Origin of the sequence: Serratia sp. CY33525, assembly GCF_052169115.1 — a bacterium.
Lineage (GTDB): Bacteria > Pseudomonadota > Gammaproteobacteria > Enterobacterales > Enterobacteriaceae > Serratia > Serratia sarumanii.
The window spans coordinates 765,236-786,814 of the sequence record NZ_JBJNLK010000002.1 but is presented as its reverse complement, the minus strand read 5'-3'; the positions used below and the strand labels follow the sequence as shown (position 1 = coordinate 786,814).

Annotated in this window: 24 protein-coding genes; 22 read left to right on the top strand and 2 right to left on the bottom strand. The window is 56.4% G+C overall.

Annotated elements, in window-relative coordinates; all coding sequences use genetic code 11:
- Nucleotides 1-922 precede the first annotated feature (922 nt).
- Nucleotides 923-1,960 (bottom strand): phage portal protein, encoded by a 1,038-nt coding sequence (locus ACJ8IM_RS08710; RefSeq protein ID WP_033654163.1) that lies wholly within the window; start codon nt 1,958-1,960, stop codon nt 923-925.
- Entirely contained in the window at nt 1,961-3,730 is a 1,770-nt protein-coding gene (locus ACJ8IM_RS08705) for a terminase large subunit domain-containing protein (protein ID WP_033654164.1), read from the bottom strand.
- A gap of 187 nt (nt 3,731-3,917) precedes the next feature.
- Here ACJ8IM_RS08705 and ACJ8IM_RS08700 point away from each other — a divergent pair, with 187 nt between their 5' ends.
- The 22 genes from ACJ8IM_RS08700 to ACJ8IM_RS08595 all read left to right on the top strand — a co-directional run bounded on the left by ACJ8IM_RS08700 (nt 3,918) and on the right by ACJ8IM_RS08595 (nt 21,577).
- Nucleotides 3,918-4,718, top strand: coding sequence for a GPO family capsid scaffolding protein (locus tag ACJ8IM_RS08700; protein WP_033654165.1), 801 nt, complete (start codon nt 3,918-3,920; stop codon nt 4,716-4,718).
- Nucleotides 4,719-4,778: 60 nt separating this feature from the next.
- A complete protein-coding gene (locus tag ACJ8IM_RS08695; RefSeq protein WP_051917626.1) occupies nt 4,779-5,873 on the top strand; it encodes a phage major capsid protein, P2 family in 1,095 nt (364 codons plus the stop codon).
- Between the two features lie 3 nt (nt 5,874-5,876).
- Complete coding sequence (gpM, locus tag ACJ8IM_RS08690) at nt 5,877-6,533, top strand: phage terminase small subunit (protein WP_033654166.1); 657 nt, start codon at nt 5,877-5,879, stop codon at nt 6,531-6,533.
- 91 nt (nt 6,534-6,624) lie between these two features.
- Nucleotides 6,625-7,146, top strand: a complete 522-nt coding sequence (locus ACJ8IM_RS08685; RefSeq protein WP_077791431.1) for a head completion/stabilization protein — start codon at nt 6,625-6,627, stop codon at nt 7,144-7,146.
- On the top strand, nt 7,146-7,349 hold the full coding sequence (locus ACJ8IM_RS08680; protein WP_033654167.1) for a tail protein X: 204 nt from the start codon (nt 7,146-7,148) through the stop codon (nt 7,347-7,349). The genes ACJ8IM_RS08685 and ACJ8IM_RS08680 overlap by 1 nt, the downstream gene beginning before the upstream one ends.
- A gap of 23 nt (nt 7,350-7,372) precedes the next feature.
- Nucleotides 7,373-7,639 (top strand): phage holin, encoded by a 267-nt coding sequence (locus ACJ8IM_RS08675; protein ID WP_033654168.1) that lies wholly within the window; start codon nt 7,373-7,375, stop codon nt 7,637-7,639.
- Entirely contained in the window at nt 7,639-8,124 is a 486-nt protein-coding gene (locus ACJ8IM_RS08670; RefSeq protein ID WP_033654169.1) for a lysozyme, read from the top strand. The genes ACJ8IM_RS08675 and ACJ8IM_RS08670 overlap by 1 nt, the downstream gene beginning before the upstream one ends.
- Nucleotides 8,121-8,558: a lysis protein gene (locus ACJ8IM_RS08665; protein ID WP_033654170.1), complete on the top strand. Its 438-nt coding sequence runs from the start codon at nt 8,121-8,123 to the stop codon at nt 8,556-8,558. Before ACJ8IM_RS08670 ends, ACJ8IM_RS08665 begins: the two co-directional genes overlap by 4 nt.
- Nucleotides 8,559-8,566: 8 nt before the next feature.
- A complete protein-coding gene (locus ACJ8IM_RS08660) occupies nt 8,567-9,034 on the top strand; it encodes a phage tail protein (protein ID WP_033654171.1) in 468 nt (155 codons plus the stop codon).
- Nucleotides 9,022-9,477 carry a phage virion morphogenesis protein gene (locus ACJ8IM_RS08655; RefSeq protein ID WP_033654172.1) on the top strand — a complete coding sequence of 152 codons (456 nt, stop codon included), beginning with the start codon at nt 9,022-9,024 and terminating at the stop codon, nt 9,475-9,477. The genes ACJ8IM_RS08660 and ACJ8IM_RS08655 overlap by 13 nt, the downstream gene beginning before the upstream one ends.
- An 81-nt stretch (nt 9,478-9,558) precedes the next feature.
- Nucleotides 9,559-10,197 carry a phage baseplate assembly protein V gene (locus tag ACJ8IM_RS08650; protein WP_033654174.1) on the top strand — a complete coding sequence of 213 codons (639 nt, stop codon included), beginning with the start codon at nt 9,559-9,561 and terminating at the stop codon, nt 10,195-10,197.
- Nucleotides 10,194-10,541, top strand: coding sequence for a GPW/gp25 family protein (locus ACJ8IM_RS08645; protein WP_033654175.1), 348 nt, complete (start codon nt 10,194-10,196; stop codon nt 10,539-10,541). The genes ACJ8IM_RS08650 and ACJ8IM_RS08645 overlap by 4 nt, the downstream gene beginning before the upstream one ends.
- Complete coding sequence (locus ACJ8IM_RS08640; protein WP_033654176.1) at nt 10,541-11,449, top strand: baseplate assembly protein; 909 nt, start codon at nt 10,541-10,543, stop codon at nt 11,447-11,449. Before ACJ8IM_RS08645 ends, ACJ8IM_RS08640 begins: the two co-directional genes overlap by 1 nt.
- Nucleotides 11,442-12,050 (top strand): phage tail protein I, encoded by a 609-nt coding sequence (locus ACJ8IM_RS08635; protein ID WP_033654177.1) that lies wholly within the window; start codon nt 11,442-11,444, stop codon nt 12,048-12,050. Before ACJ8IM_RS08640 ends, ACJ8IM_RS08635 begins: the two co-directional genes overlap by 8 nt.
- Nucleotides 12,043-14,205, top strand: a complete 2,163-nt coding sequence (locus tag ACJ8IM_RS08630; protein WP_033654178.1) for a hypothetical protein — start codon at nt 12,043-12,045, stop codon at nt 14,203-14,205. The genes ACJ8IM_RS08635 and ACJ8IM_RS08630 overlap by 8 nt, the downstream gene beginning before the upstream one ends.
- Nucleotide 14,206: 1 nt before the next feature.
- A complete protein-coding gene (locus tag ACJ8IM_RS08625; protein ID WP_033654179.1) occupies nt 14,207-15,142 on the top strand; it encodes a hypothetical protein in 936 nt (311 codons plus the stop codon).
- 8 nt (nt 15,143-15,150) lie between these two features.
- Entirely contained in the window at nt 15,151-16,242 is a 1,092-nt protein-coding gene (locus ACJ8IM_RS08620; protein WP_033654180.1) for a phage tail protein, read from the top strand.
- Between the two features lie 193 nt (nt 16,243-16,435).
- Complete coding sequence (locus tag ACJ8IM_RS08615) at nt 16,436-17,608, top strand: phage tail sheath protein (protein ID WP_033654181.1); 1,173 nt, start codon at nt 16,436-16,438, stop codon at nt 17,606-17,608.
- 10 nt (nt 17,609-17,618) lie between these two features.
- Nucleotides 17,619-18,134, top strand: coding sequence for a phage major tail tube protein (locus ACJ8IM_RS08610; protein WP_033654182.1), 516 nt, complete (start codon nt 17,619-17,621; stop codon nt 18,132-18,134).
- A gap of 71 nt (nt 18,135-18,205) precedes the next feature.
- The gene (locus tag ACJ8IM_RS08605; RefSeq protein WP_051917628.1) at nt 18,206-18,532 is read left to right on the top strand and encodes a phage tail assembly protein; all 327 of its coding nucleotides are present in this window, start codon (nt 18,206-18,208) and stop codon (nt 18,530-18,532) included.
- A gap of 11 nt (nt 18,533-18,543) precedes the next feature.
- Nucleotides 18,544-18,666, top strand: coding sequence for a GpE family phage tail protein (locus ACJ8IM_RS08600; protein ID WP_072008420.1), 123 nt, complete (start codon nt 18,544-18,546; stop codon nt 18,664-18,666).
- Nucleotides 18,659-21,577, top strand: a complete 2,919-nt coding sequence (locus tag ACJ8IM_RS08595) for a phage tail tape measure protein (RefSeq protein WP_033654268.1) — start codon at nt 18,659-18,661, stop codon at nt 21,575-21,577. Before ACJ8IM_RS08600 ends, ACJ8IM_RS08595 begins: the two co-directional genes overlap by 8 nt.
- Nucleotides 21,578-21,579: the final 2 nt, after the last annotated feature.

Here is a 21,579-nt window from a genome sequence, read left to right as displayed (position 1 = left end):
AAGAAACGGTCTAAATAGGCTGATTCAAGGCATTTACGGGAGAAAAAATCGGCTCAAACATGAAGAAATGAAATGACTGAGTCAGCCGAGAAGAATTTCCCCGCTTATTCGCACCTTCCCTAGTTACTTCACACTTTACAATACACTTGCAGTGTTAGAATTCATTTTACCGTAGCAATCACATTTTCCGCATAGTAAAAGGCGACGACACCACAAAAGTAGAGAAAAACCACATTTTTTCGTCGCATGATAACCAGATTTGAGAGTGAATTACTATTCACAAAAATGAATAACACCAGCCAAGCGGTATAGAAACCTGCAAATTACCGCCCCCACCAAAGCGCCTATACGCCACACAGCGAGGCGCTTTTTCTTTGCACCAACGATCGCACATCAAATCTGATCGCCTCGCAGCGATGCGCAAGTGAATGCGGTGCGGGGTCTGCGGCGGATAGGCAGGAAAAACGATCTCCATCGATCCCCTGTTCCGTGCCGTCCCCCCCGCCCCCACGCTGAATGCTTAACAATTCACTTTTTATGCAGTAGGAAAAAGGTGCTAAAGCCTTGTCTGGTGCGGTTTTGAGGGGTGATTAGGTATGCAATGAACTATGCGGATTGTTGCGCTTAGGATATGCGGCGTTTTTTTTGGCAAAGAATCACTTTCGATCTCTGCAAAAACCGCGTTTGCGGGTTGAGTGCCGACATTGAGCATGGCGGGCGACTTGGCGTTATCCTGCCACGTCACATTTTAATTTTCAACAGCCGTGTGACGCGACATTTTAATGAAAAAAAACGCTTGTGACATGTCACAGTAGCGCACGGATAAAGAATGCGATATGAATAGCGCCGCATAAGAATGCAAAAACCGCCTTTCGGCGGTTCACATTGCACACATCAAGAAATAACTTAATAAGCTACTAACTTACTGGTCATTTTTGAGCAGTTCATACACATTGAAGCTGATCACCTCTTCCCCTACCCAGTCGTTTAGCTCGCAAAGGCGTTCCTGTAATGGCGACATTTCATTAATCGCAAATACCCGCGCGGCCTTTTCCACGTCCCCTAAACCGCCGCTGTTGTTCGGCACAATCCCCATCAATTGCGGCGGTGTGCGTTGAGACGCCAGCTGATCGTCGCGCGTCACACCCTTGATGTTCAAAAACTCATCTTTCGCCGCCACCTCGGCCAGTGGGATCAGCTGCAAGCCGTCCGGCTTACCGCCGGGCGCATACATGAACAGATTGCGGAAGTTGCCCGGCCCTTTCGATTCCTTCAGCGCTTTACGCAGGTTGTCGATATCCTCCTGTTTGTGCGCGGCATCGTTCATGTACAGGATGAAGCCGGCATGGCTGCCGTTGAGGTAGTATTTCCGGCGAAACAGCGTTGCGGCCTCGTTCAACCAAATAGAGTTAAGTGCAGAAAGGTACTCGGGAACGCCGTAGATCTCCTGATTAATGTCCGGGTCAAGCAGGTGGAAAATGGTGCCATCTTCAAACTGATGCGGTTCCGCCCACGATTGTACGAACCAATAAGAGTCCGTATTGACGCCACGGCGGGTATATTTAGCCAGGCTTGGAACCAGCTTCATTAACCCGCCGAGGCGGTTGTAGCGTGCTTCCATGAACGCATTGCCGAACACCATAAAATCCAGAGCGTAGCGGCTGAAATCCTGTTTTGACAGCAAGGGGTGAGGTTTGAACATACTCACTAAAATGTTGCGTTTCATCATGATAGACGAAGTGTGATGCACAGCTGAACGGAACGTCTTCGCCAGGCCGTTGAACGAGATAGGCGGCTCATACCAGCGATCAACGACGCAGCACTCCAGATAATCCAGAATTTCGCGCCGATCCAGCATCGGGATCGGATCGCCGAAGGTGAACGCCTCGACGTGTTGCGCGCCAGTCTGTTTCTGTGTCGTTGGCTGGGCGTGCTTGCGGCCCCGGTTGCGCTTGCTCATTTAGTAGATCTCCATAAAACCTGTATTGCTACCGGTTGCCCCTTCGAGCGGTTCATTGAATAAGGCGTGCATGACGGCCCAGGCCACATCGCCGTGGCTGACGCCTTCGGCGCGGCTGGTGACATAGGTTGCCCGGCGGCCGGTGGCCGTCATTTGCTTGCGGATGGACATAAACGCCTGAGCGATATCCAGCGCGCCGGCATCAAACTCCAGGCGGCCGGAGCGGATCACGTCGCGGGCCTTCAGCACGAGGTCGGTTTTCATTTCCAGGCTGTAGTTGATGGCGTTCACCGCCGGGAAGAATTGGCGCACCAGTTGCGACACCGCGCGGCCCAGGCCGGTGTTGTCGATACCGATATAGCTCACGTTGTAACGTTCGGTCAGCGCCTTGATGTTGCGAGCCTGCGCCGCAAAATCCATCCCGCGCCACTGATGGCGCTCCAACACCCGGAATTTTCCGCCGGCAACCAGCGGCGGCAGGATGACCGCGCACCCGGCGCTGTCGCCATCTTCAGAACTGGCAGGGTCATAACCGATCCAGACTTCGCGCGACGCTACCGGGCGCAACGCAAACGGCTTGACGTCCGTCCAGTGCTCCCAACTGTCCACCATGCAGCGCTGCATTTCGCCCATCGGGAAGACGGACGATGTATCGTCGATGAAGTTGCACATGAACAGGTTGTCAAAATCTTCATCGCTGTTTTCCTCCCGCAGCTCGTCGAGGTCGAACAGGTCGCAGCCGCCGCGCAACGCATCTTCAATGGTGACGATCTGGCGGAATTGCTTGTCCTCGCAGAGCACGCCGCCGGCCAGGCGTTTATAGCTAACGTCAATTTCACGGCGGCGATCCTTGGATTTGCCCTTGTTGAACAGCGTGCCATTCCAGAATGAATAGGCCTCATGCGTCATGCTCGACGGGGTGGAAAAGTAGGTCGAACGGTAGCGAGTTTGTGACGCCATACCCGATGCGGCGCGGCGCAGTTTCTTGAAGCCGGGGATCCAGAAATATTCATCCAGATACAGATTGCCGGGCCGGCCCTGGGCGGTGTTGGAGTTGGTGCCGAGGAAATGCAATTCCGCCGCATTCGGCAGGATGATGGTTTCCCCGCGCAGCTCCACATCGACCTCTTGCGCAAAGGCGGTGATGTAGTTTTTGAACTGGTGCGCCTGCGCCTTGGATGCGGAAACAAACATCTGATTGCGCCCCGTGTCCAGGGCGTCGATCAGGGCTTCGCGTGCAAAATAGTACGTCGCGCCGATCTGGCGCGATTTCAGGATGTTGCGGATACGAAAATCTTTTGACAGCCCCGCCTCATACCAGCGCCGCTGATAGGCAAACATCTGTTCGAGAAAGATTTCTTTCAGCCGGGCATGCTGTTCGTCGGTGAAAACGTTCTTTTGCGTGCGCCGGCGCGGCCCGGCGTTTCGGCTCTCGATATTGGGATTGAGATCGGCCTCATTGCCGCCGCCGTTGTATTTGCCGATGCGCGCGTGCCGCTCGGCCTGGCGCGCCAACAGGTCAATTTCCTTGAGGTCGCGCCCTTCTTTGTCCGGCTTCAGTATCAGCTGGCAATAGCGTGCGGCGGTGGTGATCTGCATCTGATCGAGCGGGCCGTAATCGTCCCACTTGTCGCGGCGTTTCCAACTGTGTACCGTGACGGGATTCTCCCCGATCATTTCTGCGATGCGAGTGACGCGAAGCCCCTGCCAATACAGGTACATGGCCTGACGGCGGGGATCTAGATCGGTGCTGATAGTAATAGCGCTCATGCTTTATCGGCCTGAATTTCAACGTTTCAATACCGAAAGGCTACCTACGCGCCACAACCAACACCCCTAAAGCGCTTTGTGCCATTGACCACACAAAGCCGCCGCGTTGTCCCGCCATCCCGCCCCAGCCAACATAGGCCAAACACGGCCAATCCCGGCCCATCTGCTGACTGATCGGGGCTTACCCATGCCAATATCAAAATTTTTCCGCGTCGCCGTTGAAGGCGCGACCAGTGACGGCCGCAAAATCGAACGCCGTCATATCGAAGAAATGGCGGAAACGTTCTCGCCAGCATTCCGCCCGGCGCGCGCCAACCTTGAGCACTACCTGAGCATTTTCCCAAACAGCGATTTTAAGGCCCAGGGCGACGTCGTCGCGCTGAAGGCGCAGGAAATCACCTCCGGCCAATTGAAAGGCAAGCTGGCGCTGCTGGCGCAGGTCGATGCGACGGATGGGCTGGTGAAGCTGAACAACGATCGGCAAAAAATTTACACCAGTATCGAGTATTACCCGCAATTTGCCGACACCGGCAAAGCCTATCTGACCGGGCTAGCGTTTACCGACAATCCGGCGTCGTTGGGTAGTGAAGTCATGAAATTCACCGCCAACAACCTGGCCGAAACCAGCGGATTGCACTTCGGGGCGATGGAAGAAACCGTGATGGAATTTGACGCGCCAGAAGCCGACAAACCGAACCTTCTGACCCAAATCAAGGCCATGTTCAGCAAAAAACAGCACTCCGATGACGGCCGTTTTTCCGACGTTCATCAGGCGGTGGAATTTGTCGCAGAACGCCAGCAGGGGCTTGAAACCAAAATCGAAGCATTTTCCGGCCTGAAAACCACCGTCGAATCGCTGGAAAGCCAGCTGAAAGACGCGAAAACCGAGCTTTCCGAGCTGAAAACCACCCTCAGCACTTCTGACCGTTCTACCCATCGCCGCGACCTGTCTACCGGCAGTGGCGATAGCGTCTTAACCGACTGCTGACGGACTAACGGCGAAAACAGGCACCGCATCGACATAAACGACCGGAACAAGGAACAATCAATGAAACCGAATACCCGCAAGCAATATAAAATGCTGCTGAGCCAGGTCGCGAACCTGAACCACATCGAACCTGAAGACGTAGCCGCAAAATTCACCGTTGATCCGACGGTAACGCAGCGTCTGGAAGACAAGATTCAGGAAAGCAGCAGCTTTCTGAAACAGATCAACATCATTCCCGTTGACGAACAGAGCGGCTCTAAAGTCGGTCTGGGCATTGACCGCCCCATCGCCAGTACGACCAATACCGACGACAAAGAACGTGAACCGATGGATCCAAGCAGCCTGGACGAAGTGGGCTATGTGTGTACCCAGACCAACTTTGACACCGCGCTGAAATATTCCAAGCTGGACGCCTGGGCCAAGTTCAAAGACTTCCAGATCCGTATTCGCAACCAGATCGTGAAGCGCCAGGGCCTCGACCGAATCATGATCGGCTGGAACGGCATCAGCCGGGCTAAAACCTCGGATATCACCGTCAATAAGCTGTTGCAGGACGTTAACATCGGCTGGTTGCAGAAAGTTCGCAAAGGTGCGCCAGAGCAGGTGATGGATAAGGTGCTGGGCGAGGACGGCAGCGTCGTGTCGGAAAAAATCCGCATCGGTATCGATGGCGACTATCACAACCTGGATGCGCTGGTGATGGATGCCGTCAACGAGCTGATCGCGCCCTGGTTCCAGGACGACACCGAGCTGGTCGCCGTTGTCGGCCGCTCCCTGTTGGCGGACAAATATTTCCCGCTCGTCAACCAAGAACAGCCGAACACTGAAGCCCTGGCCGCCGATATCATCATCAGCCAGAAACGGCTGGGCGGCTTGCAGGCGGTGCGTGTTCCGTCCTTCCCTGACAACACCATTTTCATCACCCGACTGGATAACCTGTCGATCTACTGGCAAGACGGCACCCGCCGCCGCCACATCATCGACAACCCGAAACGCGACCGCATCGAAAACTACGAGTCCGTCAACGAAGCCTATGTCGTTGAAGACTACGAGGGCGTGGCGCTGATCGAAAATATCCAGATTCTGAAAGCGAAAGCCACTGCGCCAGCCGGCCAGCAGCCAGAGCAGCAGCCAACGGAAACCACGGAGGGCTAATCCATGAGCAGCCCGGCACGCAGACACAAGCACTACATTGCCGCGCAGCAGTCCGCCTCATTGGATGAGGCGGCCAGCCTGAGCCATCTGGGCAATTACGACCTGTTGCTGTTCAAGATGCAGCAGGATCTGGCGCGGCTGAGCGGCGTCGAGTCCCACGAAACCAAAGCCGAGTTGAAGCGCGGCATGCTGCCGACCTACATGCCGTGGGTGGCCGGTGTGCTGCAAAGCGACGCAGGCCGGCAGGATGCGATCCTGATGCGTGTGCTGGTCTGGTTTCTGGATATTGGCAACCTGGAATATGCCCTTGATATCGGCGAGTACGCCATTCGGCATGACCTTGTTGCGCCCGACGGTTTCGACCGCTCGACCAGTTGCCTGCTCGCCGAAGAGATCGCCGCCGCTGCACAGCGCGATTTTTCCGCCGGCCGGCCGCTGAACACGGCGCAGCTGCAACGCGCGCAGCAACTGCTGGCAAATCAGGACATGCCCGATCGGGTGAAAGCCCGTCTGTTCAAGTTTGTTGGCTATGCATTGCGCCAGGACGGCGACGCCGTGCTGGCACTGGACATGCTGAAAAAAGCCCTGCTGAAAGATGAAAACTCCGGCGTAAAAACGGATATCAAGCAGCTGGAAAAAGTCATTCAGGCAGGAAGTTAACCGAATCGCCCCCGGCGAGGGCGGCACGGGAGCCGCGACAGGTTTAAACCGCATCAACGCTCCCGTCCACCGCCCACCTACAGGAAAACGTATGGTCAGCATCGCAATAGAACCCGCACCCGGCGACAAGAAACCCAGCAACGCGCTGGAAATCGACATCGCCAAGCAGCCGACGCCGCCGGCCAGCACCGTCATCAAAAATACGGACTTTTGGCCGGATATCGACCTGAAACAGTACCGCGAAGACATGCGGCAGGACGGCACCATCACCCAGCCGCGTCTGCTTGAAGCGGCGCGGAACGCCATCAACGAAGTCAACGATCGGCTGGCAGGCTGGCGCAAGCAGCAACAGCGCGCGGGCTACAGCGAACTGGAACAGGTTCCCGCCGATCACCTGGACGACGAGAGCACCCGCGTGCAGCTTTATCGCCGCGCCGTGTTCTGCCTGACTCAGGCCAGCGTTACCGAGCGTTTTCGCAGCTTCGACGCCACGGCATCCGGTTCAAAGCGCGCCGACGCTATCGAACCGTCGATCGATGATCTCCGCCGCGATGCAGATTGGGCCATCAATGACCTGCAATCGCTGCCGCGCATGACGGTAGAGCTGATCTGATGAAGGTCTATGCGCACCAGGGCGACACCGTTGATGCGCTGTGCCAGCGCTACTACGGCAAGACGCAGGACGTGACCGAGCAAGTATTGCTGAATAATCCAGGCCTGGCAGACCAGGGGCCGATATTGCCGCACGGCTACCCGGTCGACATGCCGGACATTGTTCAATCCGAATCAGTTCAGACCCTGCAACTGTGGGATTAAACCCAGCGCGCGGGAGGTGGAGAATGAAACTCATGACTGAAAAGATTGCCGCCGGTATTAACTATTGCATTGCCGGCAGCTTATGCACTGGCGGGCTGATCGACTGGTTTCGCCACGTTGACTGGAATCAGGTAGCCGTGATCGGCGGTTTTCTTCTGGGCCTGATCACCTATCTGACACAGACCTATTTCGACTGGCGGCGCACGCGGGCCTACGAGAAAGGCGTCAGCGCCGGGATCATTACCGAGCCACCGGCGAAACGCGGGCTTTTTAATAAGGAAGCCGAATAATGGCAATGTCATCTGCCCTGCGTAAAAAGCTGTTCGGTGCGGCCGGCACTGGCGCGCTGGCGATCGCCACCTTGATGATCCCAGAGCTTGAGGGCGTCAGATTTGAACCCTATCGCGACGTGGCCGGCGTGCTGACCGTATGTTACGGCCACACCGGGGCCGATATCGTGCCGGGCAAGCGCTACACCCAGGCGGAATGCAAGGCAATTCTGGACAAAGACCTGATCCCCTTTGCGCGATCGGTCAATCGTTCGGTAAAAGTGCCGGCGTCGGAGTACCAGAAAGCCGCCCTGATCAGTTTCAGCTATAACGTGGGCGTCAGCGCCTTTGAGCGCTCGTCCCTGCTGCGCAAGCTGAACGCCGGCGACTATGCTGGCGCATGCGATGGCCTGCGCCAGTGGATTTATGCCGGCGGTAAACCGTGGAAAGGCTTGATGAATCGCCGCGATATTGAACACGAGGTCTGCACCTGGGGGCAAAAATGACCCGCCTGGCCGCCGGCGTTACGATGATCGCGCTTTGTGCGCTGGCGTTTCTGGTTTACAGCAATCAGGGGCTACGCCAGCAACGCGAAACGTTGCAACGCGACAACAAGAGACTGGCCGGCCAAATCGAGTGGCAGAACAAAACGCAAATAGCCGTTGCCACTATCGACGAAAACCGAAGCCGAGAGCTGACCGATGCAAAAAATAAAATTGATGATCTGCAACGCGATGTTGATGCTGGCCGCCGCCGGCTGCGCCTCAACGCCTCATGCCCGACCTCCGGCACCGCCGGCATGGTTGATGCAACCGCCACCCGACTTACTGACGCCGCTCAACGGGATTATTTCACCCTCAGAAAGCGAATAGAAACCGCCAATAGCCAGATCGCCGGGCTGCAAGACTACATTCGCGACGTCTGCCTGACGCAACCGTAGGAGCTGCCATGTTAAAACCCGACTCCCTGCGCGCCGCCCTGGGCGACGCCGTCAATCACATCAGAGAAAACCCTGATTTCCTGCATATTTTTATTGATAAGGGCACGATTTACAGCACCTTCGCCCCGTCGCTGTCGTTTGAGTATCAATACACCCTCAACATGATCGTGACCAACTACGCCGACGACGCCAATCTGTTGATCGTCCCAATTCTGCATTGGCTACGCACCAATCAGCCGGACATTATGGCGAACCCGGACAAGCGCGGCGACGGCTTCACCTTCGAGGCGGATTTCTTGAATAACGGGGTGAGAGATATCAGCATTGATCTGAAACTGACGGAGCGCGTGATCGTCAAAGAGGAAAACGGCAAGCTGCACGTCAGCCACGTCGAGGAACCGCCACCGCCGCCGAACAACGTCACCGAGTTTGAGATCTGGATGCAGGGCCGGAAGGTGGCAGCATGGGCCGCTTAGACGATTTCCAGACGCTGGACGACACCCTTTCTGTCTTGCTCCAACAGCTTTCCCCGCAGTCGCGGCGCGTATTCACCCGCCAGGTGGCGAAAGAATTGCGCCAGCGCCAGCAAAAGCATATCCAAGAGCAAAAAAACCCGGACGGATCCCCCTACGTCCCACGCAAGAACAAGCGCCGGGACAAACAGGGCCGCATTCGTCGCAAGATGTTCACGCGCCTGCGCACCGCGCGCTTTATGAAAACGGAATCCGGCCCCGATGAAGCCGCCGTCACCTTCGCCGCCGGCGTGACGAATTTGTCCGCCGTCCACCATTACGGCCTGCGTGATAAAGTCAGCCGGAACGGCCCGACAGTGCGTTATGAGCGCCGGCAACTGCTCGGCTTTACTGACGACGATATCGAATGGATCAAGGATCTGGCCCTGACCCACATCGCCAAATAGCGACATCCCCGCCGCCTTGTGCCAGCGATGGCACAAGGCGCATCGCATGCCCCCCGCGCCCGCACGCGTCACACTGGCGGTATGAATGCAATCCTCACTGAACTACGCCGCCGCCTGGCTAACATCGTGCGCATCGGCACCGTGTCCGACGTGGATACGGCGAAAGGCCTTTGCCGCGTATTAACCGGCGCGAATGAAACCGACTGGCTGAACTGGCTGACGCTGCGCGCCGGCCGTGTGCGCTTCTGGTCGGCCCCGTCGGTAGGCGAACAGGTGATCGTGTTGAGCATTTTCGGTGAGCTGACCACCGGCTTTGTGCTGCCTGCCGTGTTCTCCGATCAGCACCCTGCGCCATCCGCTTCACCTGACGCCGTCCGCATTGATTTTCCCGACGGCGCAGTCATTGAGTACGAGCCGGAAAACAGCACGCTAACGGCGCGCGGCATGAAATACGCCGATATCCAGACCGCTGAGAAAATCAGCGCCACGTCAAACGTCGTCGTCGTTACCGCCGGCCAGATGATCACGCTGGATGCGCCCGTCGTGGAATGCACCAACAAGCTGATCGCCGGATCGCTGCTGCTGAAGTACGGCGGCGAGATGTACGGCAACATCACCCACACCGGCGGAGGCTTTAACTCCAACGGCGTGATCGTCCATCTGCATTATCACGGCAATGTGCAGAACGGCGGCGGCAACACCGGGGGGCCAACATCATGATGTATCTCGGCATGAACCGTAACAGCGGCGAGGCTATCAGCGAGATCGACCACATCCGCCAGTCTGTCAGCGACATTTTGATCACCCCCGTCGGTAGCCGCGTCATGCGCCGCAAATACGGCTCGCAGCTGTCGGCCATGATCGACCAGCCGCAAAATCCGGCGCTCAAGCTTCAGATGATGGCCGCTGTTTATGGTGCGGTGCTGCGCTGGGAAGACCGCATATCCCTGACCGCCGTCAACATCACATCGAACATGGACGGGGAAATGGTTGTTGACCTGGTCGGCAACCGAACCGATACCGCCGGCCGCGTTCAATTCTCATTACCGATCAGGGGGCAATAATGGCGACGATTGACCTGAGTCAGCTACCCCGCCCCAATGTCATTGAAGCGCTGGACTATGAAACGCTCTTTGAGGCACGCAAAGAGCGATTGATCAGCCTGTACCCGGAGGAAGAACGGGAAGCAGTGCGCCGCACGCTGGGCTATGAGTCCGAGCCGATCGTCAAAATCCTGCAAGAATCCGCCTACCGTGAAGTGTTGTTGCGCCAGCGCGTCAATGAGGCGGCGCAGGCCGTAATGGTGGCCTACGCCATGAGCAGCGACCTCGACCAACTGGCCGCCAACAACGACGTGAAACGATTGGTGATCGATCAGGGTGATCCGGGTGCTGTCCCACCCGTACCGCCGACGATGGAAAGCGATGCCGACCTGCGCCAGCGCGTCCCCGCCGCCTTCGAAGGTATGAGCGTCGCCGGCCCGACCGGGGCCTATGAATTTCATGCGCAGAGCGCTGACGGCAAAGTCGCCGACGCCTCAGCGATCAGCCCTGCGCCGGCAGAAGTCACCATCAGCGTGTTATCCCGCGACGGCGACGGCACGGCATCGCCGGAGCTGCTGGCCGCCGTCAGCGCCGCACTGAATGACGAGGAAGTCCGCCCGGTTGCCGACCGCCTGACCGTGCAGTCTGCAAAAATTGTTAACTATCAGATTGATGCCACGCTCTACGTTTACCCCGGCCCGGCGATTGAGCCGATCATGGCCGATGCTGAGCTGCGTCTAAAAAACTACATCAACGAGCAGCGCCGGCTGGGCCGCGATATTCGGCTATCAGCCATCTATGCCGCACTGCATACCCAGGGCGTGCAGCGCGTTGAACTGGCCGCGCCGCTCGCTGACGTGGTGCTAGATCGTACCCAGGCCGCCAACTGCACCGATTACCACATCAGGATCGGCGGTTCAGATGAATAGCCTGTTGCCGCCTGGTTCATCGCAGCTTGAGCGGCGAGCAGCGGAGGCGTGCGCCGGTATCAGCGATCTAAGCGTCCCGCTGCGTGACCTGTGGAACCCGGCGCGCTGCCCGGTAAAGTTTTTGCCCTATCTGGCCTGGGCTTTTTCGGTAGACCGCTGGGACGAGAAATGGACGGCGGCAGAGAAGCGCAAGGCCGTGACGGATGCCTTTTACATACATCGCCGAAAGGGAACGGTTGCCGCCATCCGGCGTGTCATTGAGGCAATGGGTTTTTCAATGTCGATCGCCGAATGGTGGGAGGTCGCCGACCCGCGCGGCACGTTCCGTCTCACCATCGACGTGAACGACGTCGGGATCACTGACGAAATCGTCAAAGAGCTGGAGCGCCTGATTGGCGATGCCAGGCCTGTCAGTCGGCATATGGCAGGCATCAACATTATTGTTAATGCGACCGGGGTGTTGAATGTAGGTGTTGCCAGCTATGAGGGGGATATTGTCGATATATACCCGGCCGGATTTATACCAGAAAGAGCAATTTATTACGATGCATCCATTCATTATGACGGCAATTATCATTATACCGGGGTAGCAAATGAGTAATATTAATGAGGTGTCGCGATGGGAACCAACCATTGATCAGGTCGATGATAACGACCGTGTCAAAGGCGGGGAATCGGGCGTAATTAACATTCAAGCCGCACAATTAGCAGCGAGAACCAATTACCTCAAAAATCTGTTTGATACGCTAATGGGAATGGTTGCCCTGGGCGAAGGGCCGTATACATCAGCAGAACAGGCTCAAGCAGACATTGACAACGGAAAAATACCCGAAGCGACGAAATTCAGCGTGCGTTCTGTTATTTCCGGGCATTGGGTTGATGAATATTCAAATGCCGGCGGCGTCGCAACTCCAACGGGCGAATTCCTTCCATCCGGCGAAAGCATCATTTCAGCGCTGAGTAAAATAGATGCGACAAATCAGCGCGTAGACGGAATGATGCGATTAGCAGACGAATCCCCCCTTCTCAGCTCCGACGAATATATGTGGGGAGTCAGTAGCGCCGCAGGCACACGCGATATCGGCATGGCGCTGGATAAGGATTGGGGCCTGATGCTGGCAGAGCTGCCGCGTGCCGTGCAGGAATATCTTGTCAACATGTTGCCGGAATCGCTCTCAAACCGATACTCCGGCGTGCGTTGGGCCGTCGGCGAAGGCACCACCGGTGAGCTGGTTTTGCTGGATAACGGCGATTTCTACATCCCCGGCGTGGCGCTCCCCATACAGGACGCACTGGGGCAATCGTCAGCGCAGGTAAAATCGCATAACGGTACCCCTGCGCTATTTTGGAATGGCGTACCCGTCTGGGCTGAAAAGCCGGTTATTTCAGCCAATAAAATGACCGAGTCGGGTTGCGTTTTTTCATACCAAAATGCAGACGGCAGTACGGGGTCGGGCTTATTGTTCGTGCCAAGTATCCGCGAAATCCCCGTATCTGCCGCCTATATTCTGCTGTATATCTGCCTGGGGCAGAGCCTGGGCGCAGCGTATGACAAACCCGGCAAGGACATCCGCATTGTGGGGGCTGACCCGGCGTTGCACGGGCGCTGCCTGTCGCCGGCCGGCCGCGCGGACGGCAATAGCGGCAGCTGGAGCCAGCAGGATTTAGAGCGCACAACGGATATGGCCTATAACAAAGACCGCCAGGGGCACAATATTCCGCTGGCGAATGGGTTGATGTACGAAATGCGCGATGCCGGCATGAATCTGCCGACGATTATCAACGCCCCATGCAATGCGGGCGGGCAACCATTTTCAGGAATATCCGCAGGTACCCCGGCATACATCAAAAGCATGAAAATGGTGGAATACATCACGGCGTTTGCTGCTGGCGTAGGAAAACCCGTTAATGCAGATTTTGTTCTTTTTGAGCACGGGGAAACCAATAACGATAACGGCAGTTGCCGTAATCCCGGCGACTATGATGCGCTAATGACGCCCTACATGGATGATTCAATACCAGCATTTAAGGCGATAACGGGGCAGCAGAACGACATTTGCATTGTTGTCGGGCAGGTCGGCAGCAGAATAAACACGAAAGCCGGCGCGGTGGATGCAGAGGGGAACCCGACGGGCGAGACGGTGATCGTACAACCGTATTCCGTAGCAGCTGTTGATCAAGTGACCTATGTCAGACGAAACGCGAACGCCATCATGTATGGCAGTAAATACATGTTAAACCACCTGTTTAGCGATGGATCATTATCGCATCTGAATGAAAAGGGAAAGGTTATTCAGGGGGAAATGATTGAAAAGGCGATTTTCTGGCATTTATACGACAACAACAAAAAGGGAACATGGACAGGGAATCGTGTAAAAAAAGTAACTATCACGGATAACATCATTGATATTGAACGTGATGTGCCATTCCCGCCGCTGGTCTTCGACACTGCGATGTTGGGCGACTGCGAAAATTACGGACACTCGTTGGAGAGCGAATCCGCAATTATTGAGCGTGTAGATATTATTGATGAAATAAAGGTCAGGCTAACGCTAGATAAAGCGCCCTCGCTTACAGATCATCTGTTGATTGGATTTAATAACACGTCTCAATCGGATAATGGTTATGTTTATCCTCGGACGTGTGTCAGAGACTCGTCGCCGTGGGTTTCCAGGTATGTAAAACAAAATGATGACGCATTCCCTATTTACAATTGGGCGGTACTTGAACGCATCCCGCTAACAGGAGAGCTATAGCATGGCGATAATTAATAACACGCGCTCACCGTATAACGGAAAGCGAAAGGGGTTCGACCTCAGCCCGTATATTCTGAGTCCCGAGCAGCTTTACGCCGCGCACAAAGCCCGCGTTCTGGCGGACGGGGGCGTTATTTTCGATGAAGCGGGTTGCCTGGCACGTTTTGAAATGCTGGTTGCAAATGCGATTTATCAAAAGGTGATGTTGGCTCTCAATCCGATGTTCGGAGTTAAACTTGCTGCGGATGGCGTCTCTGTTCTAAAGGTTTACGGCCTGCGCGGCGATGACTTTATTGCCGTCAAACAGCAGCTCGATACCCCACCGGCGCAGGAGCTGCCACTGTTCGATCGGAACAGCCGGTCGATTCGCGTGAAGGTGGCGGCGTATGCCGGCGGGTACCTGCGCAGCGAGCACGCGCAAACAATCCAGCATGGCGATACGAACACCTACGCAATTTCAATGCTGGCGATGGATACCGACCCAATGGACTCCGTCGGCCTGACGGCGGGGTTAAGCCTGGCTAATTTAGGTTTGGCCTATATGCGCGTGATCGCAAGCCCGTACTCAACCGGCATTCGCGAAGCCTGGCGCTACGGCACGCGCGCCAGCAATTTTATCAATCAAGGCAGCCCAGGCGCGGCGATCACTGTGGCTCGCGAACCGTACGAAGCCTATATCCCCTCGGCAGCGTATTTTGATATTGCGGCGGGTACGATCACTGCGTTTGAAAACGGTGACGAAAAAAATACGGCGCAGTCGCCGACCGGAGCGCTCGCATCGTTGCGTGATGCAGGATTTGTTTATGTGGGCAATGTCATGTTCGACGTGAAGCAGGGCAGCGGATTCATGCAGAGTTGCGACGGCTTCTTCAGGGATTTCACGTTACTGACGGGGGCATCCCGGCGCGATGCTGAAGTTTTATCACGGATTAGCTAGGGGGACGCATGCCGCAGTATATCAGCATCATTACCGATGTCGGCGCGAACAAAATTGCAGCAGCAGCGGCAAATGGTGAAAAAATCAATATTGCCCATGCTGCGGTTGGCGATGGGCTTGGCACATCACCGACACCGGAGCCGGGGCAAACGGAATTACTCGGCGAACGGTATAGAACGCCGATTAACGCACTACGGATTGATGACCGCGCCCCTAATCAGATCATCGCAGAAATGACGATACCGGCCGCCGTCGGCGGATTCTGGTGTCGCGAGGCGGGGGTATTTGACGATACCGGCGCACTCATTGCCGTCTGTAATCTACCGCCGTCGTACAAACCAACGTCGGCAGAAGGTTCCGGCAGAATTCAGACAATCAGAATAGTGATAGCAGTCAGCAGCACTGCGGCCATTCAGCTGATTATCGATCCGACGGTTGTAACGGCCACCGTCGAATACGTTGACAAAAAAGTTAAAGCGGTTGAGAACAGAGCAGACAACGCCTACGCGCTGGCAGAAAGCAAAGCGGCATTTGATGATATTTACCCGCCCGGGATCAGCATATTTTTTGCGACGAACCTGAACCCTAACGAGCAGTGGCCCGGCACCACCTGGCACTATACCGGCGAGAATAAAACGATCCGCATCGGCAAGGCAGATGGCTCGGATGTGATGACCGCCGGCGGTTCGGACACGGTAACACTGAGCATTGAAAATATGCCGAAGCACAGCCACGGCGTCAGCGGCCAGGTCGGCGAGTTCGACCACGGCACCAAATGGGCATCAGAGTTTGACCACGGTACGAAATGGACGTCAGAAGGCGGCGAGCATGCGCACCAGGGGGGCATGGCCGCCCCCGGTCCGGCGTGGGATGGCGATTACGTCGTCGGTTCGGACAATGACAGCCATCGCACACGGAACCAGACAAGTCAGAACGGCAGCCATAGCCACACCGTCGAGATCGGCAAGCACAATCACACCGTCGACATTGGTAAGCACGGCCACAGCATCGATCTGACGTCTGCCGAGGTAGGCGGCGGCAAGGAATTCAGCATTGTAGAAAGCCACATCAAGCTGATGTGCTGGTATCGCGCCGCGTAAGCAAAGCCCCGATGTGGGGCTTTATTTTTTCCTGCAGTACAGCCATCATTGACTGTGCTGGCCATACCGGCAAACATAGACATCCCAAGCAGTATCAATGGCCATTGTGCCAGCCACCACACAAAGCCCACCGCATGCATTAACCGCGCACCGCCGCCACCATAGGGGAACACCGTTACAGGAGATCCGCCTAATGGCTCAAGACTATCACCACGGCGTGCGCGTGCAGGAAATCAACGAAGGCACCCGCACCATCACCACTGTCAGCACCGCCATCGTCGGTATGGTCTGTACCGGTGACGACGCCGACGCAAAAGCATTCCCGTTAAACACCCCTGTGTTAATTACCGACGTCCTGGCCGCCAGCGGCAAGGCCGGCGAAACCGGCACCCTCGCCCGCTCGCTGGATGCCATCGCCGATCAGGCCAAGCCCGTCACTGTTGTGGTGCGTGTCGCCCAGGGCGAAACCGAAGCCGAGACGACAACCAATATCATCGGCGGCGTGACCACCGAGGGCAAGAAAACCGGCATGAAAGCATTGTTGGCCGCACAAAGCCAGCTTGGCGTTAAACCCCGCATGCTGGGAGTGCCGGGCCACGATAACGAGGCGGTTGCCTCCGAATTACTGGCCGTGGCGCAAAGCCTCCGCGCCTTCGCCTACCTCAGCGCCTATGGCTGCAAGACGGTATCCGAGGCGCTCGACTACCGCAAAAACTTCAGCCAGCGCGAAGCTATGTTGATTTGGCCGGATTTTCTGAGCTGGGATACCACGACCAATGCATCCGCAACCGCGTTTGCAACAGCCCGCGCGCTGGGGCTGCGCGCCAAGCTGGATCAGAACGTCGGCTGGCACAAAACCCTGTCCAACGTCGGCGTTAACGGCGTGACCGGCATCAGCGCAGACGTCTATTGGGATTTGCAGGACACGGCCACCGATGCCAACCTGCTGAACCAAAACGACGTTACCACGCTGATCCGCAAAGACGGATTCCGATTCTGGGGGTCGCGCACCTGCTCCGATGATCCGCTGTTCCAGTTTGAAAACTACACCCGCACCGCGCAAGTGCTGGCCGACACGATGGCCGAGGCGCAGATGTGGGCGGTAGATCAGCCGCTGCACCCTTCCCTTGCCAAGGACATTATCGAGGGCATCAACGCCAAATTCCGCGAGCTGAAAAACGGCGGTTACATCGTTGACGGGAATTGCTGGATTGATGAAGCGGCCAACGACAAGGACACCCTGAAAGCCGGCAAGCTGCTGCTGGATTACGATTACACGCCTGTGCCGCCGCTCGAAAACCTGCTGCTGCGCCAGCGCATCACCGATCAGTATCTGATGAACTTCACTCAGAACGTGAACAGTTAAGGGGGACGCGATGGCCTTACCACGCAAACTGAAGTACCTGAATCTGTTCAATGACGCCAACAGCTACCAAGGCGTTATTGAAGAAATCACCCTGCCGAAGCTGACGCGAAAGCTTGAAGCATTCCGGGGCGGCGGCATGAACGGCAGCGCCAGCGTTGATCTGGGGCTGGATGATGGCGCACTTGACGCCGAGATCACTCTTGGCGGCATTGAGGCGCAGATTTACAAGCAATGGGGCATCGCCAAAGTTGACGGCGTACTCCTGCGCTTTGCCGGTTCATTCCAGCGTGACGACACCGCCGAGATCATTGCCGTCGAAGTGGTCATGCGCGGGCGTTTCTCCGAGTTTGATCATGGCAACTATAAGCAGGGCGACAACACGCAGACCAAGCTGAGCGCCAAGAATACCTATTTCAAGCTGACATGGGACGGCAGCGTCCTGATGGAAATCGACACGGTGAACATGGTCGAGATCGTTGATGGCGTTGATCGTCTGGCGGAGCACCGCCGCGCCATCGGTTTGTAATCGCCTGCTGACAGGTATTTCATGCGGCCCGCAGGGGCCGTCTAAACAGCACCAATCATTAGGATAACGTGATGAAAGAAAAACAGACGACAGACGGCGCAGAACTGGCGACCAACCAGCCGATCACCCTGGACGTTCCCATCGTGCGCGGCACCACGCAGATCACCGAAGTAACCGTCAACAAACCGAATTCCGGCGCGCTGCGCGGCACCCGTTTGCAGGCGCTGATCGAAACCGATGTTGATTCCCTGATCAGGGTATTGCCGCGCATCACCACGCCGAACCTGACGGCGGCCGAGGTTGCCAACCTCGATCCGGCTGACCTTTATCAGCTGTCGCAAGCTGTGGCGATTTTTTTCTTACCGAATTCGGTCAGGTCAGATTTCCTGAACAGCTGACAGTAGAAGATCTGACGGCGGATATTGCCGCCGTCTTCCATTGGCCGCCGACCGTCACCGACTCAATGCCGCTGGCCGAGCTGCTGGAGTGGCGGCATAAAGCCATAATCCGCAGTGGGGCAAGTGATGAGTGACAAAAACCTCCGATTGCAGGTTTTACTGAGCGCGGTCGATAAAGTCACCCGCCCGTTTAAATCCATGCAGGCCAGCAATAAAGCGCTGGCCGCTTCTGTTAAAGCCACCAAAGACCAATTAAAACAGCTGGATAATCAGGCTGGGAAAATTGACGGTTTCCGCAAGACAAAAGCCCAGGTAGCCGCCGCCGCGCAGGCGCTAAGCACTGCACGCGATAGAGCGCGCAGCCTGGCTATCGCCATGAAATCAACGGAAACCCCGACAGCCAGGCAGGCGCGCCAATTTCAGAAAGCCAGGGAGGAAGCGGCCCGCCTTCAGCAAAAATATTCAGATCTCCGGCTGTCACTGCAAAACCAGCGCACCGCACTGCAAAACAGCGGCATGGCGACTAACCGACTTGGTGAGGCCCAGCGATCGCTGCGCGCCAATATCAGCGGGACAACCGGCGCACTTGCAGCACAGCAGCGAAGACTTGAGCAGCAGGCCCAGCAGCAAAAACGGCTGAATGCTGCGCGCCATCAATTCGACGAGAGTAATCAGCGAAAAGTCATGGCTGCCGGGGTGGGTTATACCTCGATGGCCACCGGGCGCGCGATGGGCCGCGGGCTGGCAAATGCCTTGCACGTCGGTTATGACTTTGACGCGATGATGAGCAAAACCCAGGCTGTAACGCGCATCCCGTCCAAGTCAGATCCAGCAATGATGGCCATGCGCCATCAGGCGAGAACCCTGCCGCTCTCGTCAAAATTTACCGATCTCCAGGTTGCCGAGGGGCAATACTTCCTCGGGAGGACGGGTTATTCACCGCAGCAGGTATTAAAAGCCATGCCGGGGATGCTGAATCTGGCATCGGCCGGCGACATTGACCTGGGCACGACAGCCGATATTGCGTCCAACATTCAAACCGCGATGGGGATCCCGGCGGAAAAAATGGACAGAGTGGCGGACGTGCTTACCGCGCTGTTCACGCGGAACAACGTTGATATTCCAATGCTGGGCGAGTCATTGAAATATTCCGCCGGCGTCGGCCGCGAATATGGGCAAAGCCTGGAAACCGTTTCAGCCGCCACGGCGATCATGGGGAACGCGGGCATTCAAGGTAGCCAAGCTGGTACAGCAATGCGCGCTATTCTCAGCAGAATTGGCAACAGCCCAACCGTCAGAAAACTAGGCGTCGAAACCAAAGACAAAGACGGCAATATGCGCGACCTTGTCGATATTTTGAAAGATATCGACAAGAAGACGTCAAAAATGGGGAACGTCGATCGCGGTAAGATTTTCAAAGATATTGCTGGCATGTATGCGGTCACTGGATTCGGTGAGTTGATGCGTGCGGTATCAGATGGCAAGCTGCAAAAAATGCGCGGCGCGCCGGGTGAGTATGATGGCGAGGCCGCGCGCGTATCCGGCACCATGCTGGATAACATGAAAGGCGACATGACGATGCTGCATGCCGCCCTGGAAAATATCAGCGTTGAACTGTTTGAAAAAAACGACGCCTGGCTACGAAAAACGGCCAAAGGCATCAGCAACGTTTTGCACGGCGTCGCTGAGTTTTTAAAAGCGCACCCCAACATAAGCGCCGCCATTGTTAAGATAGGGGCAGCAGCCGCTATTGCAACGACCGTTTTCGGTACGCTGGCGATCGCCGTAGTCGGGCTGCTCGGCCCGTTTGCCCTGCTCCGGTTCAGCACCCGCATGTTAGGTATTCGCCTGCTGCCTAACCTCTCACTCAGCATGCTGAAATTCGCCAGTACGACGCCTATCACTAAAAAGCAAGTCGGGAGCTTCAGCCGCTCATTACTTGAGGCAGGGAAAAGCGCGCTGACATTCTCTAAGCAAGGATTAGGAAACGCCAGCCACGCAGTAATGACATTCGCATCATCACCATTACAGACAGCCGCAAAAGGAATGAAAGGAGTTGGGCGTGTATTTACCTGGCTGGCAACCTCACCACTGAGATTCCTCCGCTTCGCCCTCGGCGGCTTGGCGAGTATGTTCGGCATTCTACTCAGCCCGCTGGGACTGATTGCGGCCGCGATCGTTGGCGCTGGCGTGCTGATTTACAAATACTGGAAGCCTATCAAGGCGTTTCTAAGCGGTGTTGTCGAGGGCTTCAAAAGCGCCGCAGCACCGATCAAGGACGCTTTTGCGCCATTGATGCCGGTATTCAACTGGATAGGCGACAAAGTTAAAGCGTTGTGGGGCTGGTTCACAGATTTGCTGACGCCGGTGAAATCGACAAAAGACAGTCTGGACAGCGCAGCAACGGCCGGTAAGACGTTCGGCGAATTTCTGGCAGCAGGCATTGAGATGGCGCTAACCCCGCTGAAACTGCTGACGGACTCAATCAAGTGGGTGTTGGATAAGCTGGACGAAATCAAGGTACGGTCGGCAGAAACGCGCAAACTGGCGCAGGAAAACCCGGCCGTTGCCGATGCAGCCCGCCGCGCCGGCGTAACATTGACGCCGGCACCGCAAGGCAATTCCGCCGACGCCATCCGCCGGCGATATACCGGTGAACATGATAACGGCGGCCGTATCCCGCTGGGCAAATTCGGCATCGTCGGCGAGTACGGCCCGGAGATTGTCAGCGGGCCGGCAAACGTCACCAGCCGCCGAAACACCGCAGCAATGGCCGCAATCGCCGCCCTGTTCATGAATGGCGCAACAGCCGCGGACGCCCCACTACACCCGCACAGCCTGGCCGGGAACCAATACCGCTCCGCCGGTAGCGCATCATATCAGCGTACCAATGCGCCAATTGTCGAGATCCACGCGCCGATAACCATCAATCCGCAGCCAGGACAAAGCGCGTTAGATATCGCGCGAGAAGTCGCCAGACAACTTGACCAGAGAGAACGGCAGGCGCGCGCCAAGGTGAACAGCAGTTACAACGATTTCGAGTGAGG

What these genes read in the sequence shown, in the direction of transcription:
- ACJ8IM_RS08635 (WP_033654177.1), top strand. Translation starts at nt 11,442, where the DNA reads ATGAATAGCCTGTTGCCGCCTGGTTCATCGCAGCTTGAGCGGCGAGCA.
- ACJ8IM_RS08660 (WP_033654171.1), top strand. Translation starts at nt 8,567, where the DNA reads ATGTTAAAACCCGACTCCCTGCGCGCCGCCCTGGGCGACGCCGTCAAT.
- ACJ8IM_RS08645 (WP_033654175.1), top strand. Translation starts at nt 10,194, where the DNA reads ATGATGTATCTCGGCATGAACCGTAACAGCGGCGAGGCTATCAGCGAG.
- ACJ8IM_RS08695 (WP_051917626.1), top strand. Translation starts at nt 4,779, where the DNA reads ATGAAACCGAATACCCGCAAGCAATATAAAATGCTGCTGAGCCAGGTC.
- gpM (WP_033654166.1), top strand. Translation starts at nt 5,877, where the DNA reads ATGAGCAGCCCGGCACGCAGACACAAGCACTACATTGCCGCGCAGCAG.
- ACJ8IM_RS08640 (WP_033654176.1), top strand. Translation starts at nt 10,541, where the DNA reads ATGGCGACGATTGACCTGAGTCAGCTACCCCGCCCCAATGTCATTGAA.
- ACJ8IM_RS08615 (WP_033654181.1), top strand. Translation starts at nt 16,436, where the DNA reads ATGGCTCAAGACTATCACCACGGCGTGCGCGTGCAGGAAATCAACGAA.
- ACJ8IM_RS08680 (WP_033654167.1), top strand. Translation starts at nt 7,146, where the DNA reads ATGAAGGTCTATGCGCACCAGGGCGACACCGTTGATGCGCTGTGCCAG.
- ACJ8IM_RS08710 (WP_033654163.1), bottom strand. Translation starts at nt 1,960, where the DNA reads ATGAGCAAGCGCAACCGGGGCCGCAAGCACGCCCAGCCAACGACACAG.
- ACJ8IM_RS08620 (WP_033654180.1), top strand. Translation starts at nt 15,151, where the DNA reads ATGCCGCAGTATATCAGCATCATTACCGATGTCGGCGCGAACAAAATT.
- ACJ8IM_RS08705 (WP_033654164.1), bottom strand. Translation starts at nt 3,730, where the DNA reads ATGAGCGCTATTACTATCAGCACCGATCTAGATCCCCGCCGTCAGGCC.
- ACJ8IM_RS08595 (WP_033654268.1), top strand. Translation starts at nt 18,659, where the DNA reads ATGAGTGACAAAAACCTCCGATTGCAGGTTTTACTGAGCGCGGTCGAT.
- ACJ8IM_RS08630 (WP_033654178.1), top strand. Translation starts at nt 12,043, where the DNA reads ATGAGTAATATTAATGAGGTGTCGCGATGGGAACCAACCATTGATCAG.
- ACJ8IM_RS08610 (WP_033654182.1), top strand. Translation starts at nt 17,619, where the DNA reads ATGGCCTTACCACGCAAACTGAAGTACCTGAATCTGTTCAATGACGCC.
- ACJ8IM_RS08685 (WP_077791431.1), top strand. Translation starts at nt 6,625, where the DNA reads ATGGTCAGCATCGCAATAGAACCCGCACCCGGCGACAAGAAACCCAGC.
- ACJ8IM_RS08650 (WP_033654174.1), top strand. Translation starts at nt 9,559, where the DNA reads ATGAATGCAATCCTCACTGAACTACGCCGCCGCCTGGCTAACATCGTG.
- ACJ8IM_RS08605 (WP_051917628.1), top strand. Translation starts at nt 18,206, where the DNA reads ATGAAAGAAAAACAGACGACAGACGGCGCAGAACTGGCGACCAACCAG.
- ACJ8IM_RS08625 (WP_033654179.1), top strand. Translation starts at nt 14,207, where the DNA reads ATGGCGATAATTAATAACACGCGCTCACCGTATAACGGAAAGCGAAAG.
- ACJ8IM_RS08675 (WP_033654168.1), top strand. Translation starts at nt 7,373, where the DNA reads ATGAAACTCATGACTGAAAAGATTGCCGCCGGTATTAACTATTGCATT.
- ACJ8IM_RS08700 (WP_033654165.1), top strand. Translation starts at nt 3,918, where the DNA reads ATGCCAATATCAAAATTTTTCCGCGTCGCCGTTGAAGGCGCGACCAGT.
- ACJ8IM_RS08655 (WP_033654172.1), top strand. Translation starts at nt 9,022, where the DNA reads ATGGGCCGCTTAGACGATTTCCAGACGCTGGACGACACCCTTTCTGTC.
- ACJ8IM_RS08665 (WP_033654170.1), top strand. Translation starts at nt 8,121, where the DNA reads ATGACCCGCCTGGCCGCCGGCGTTACGATGATCGCGCTTTGTGCGCTG.
- ACJ8IM_RS08670 (WP_033654169.1), top strand. Translation starts at nt 7,639, where the DNA reads ATGGCAATGTCATCTGCCCTGCGTAAAAAGCTGTTCGGTGCGGCCGGC.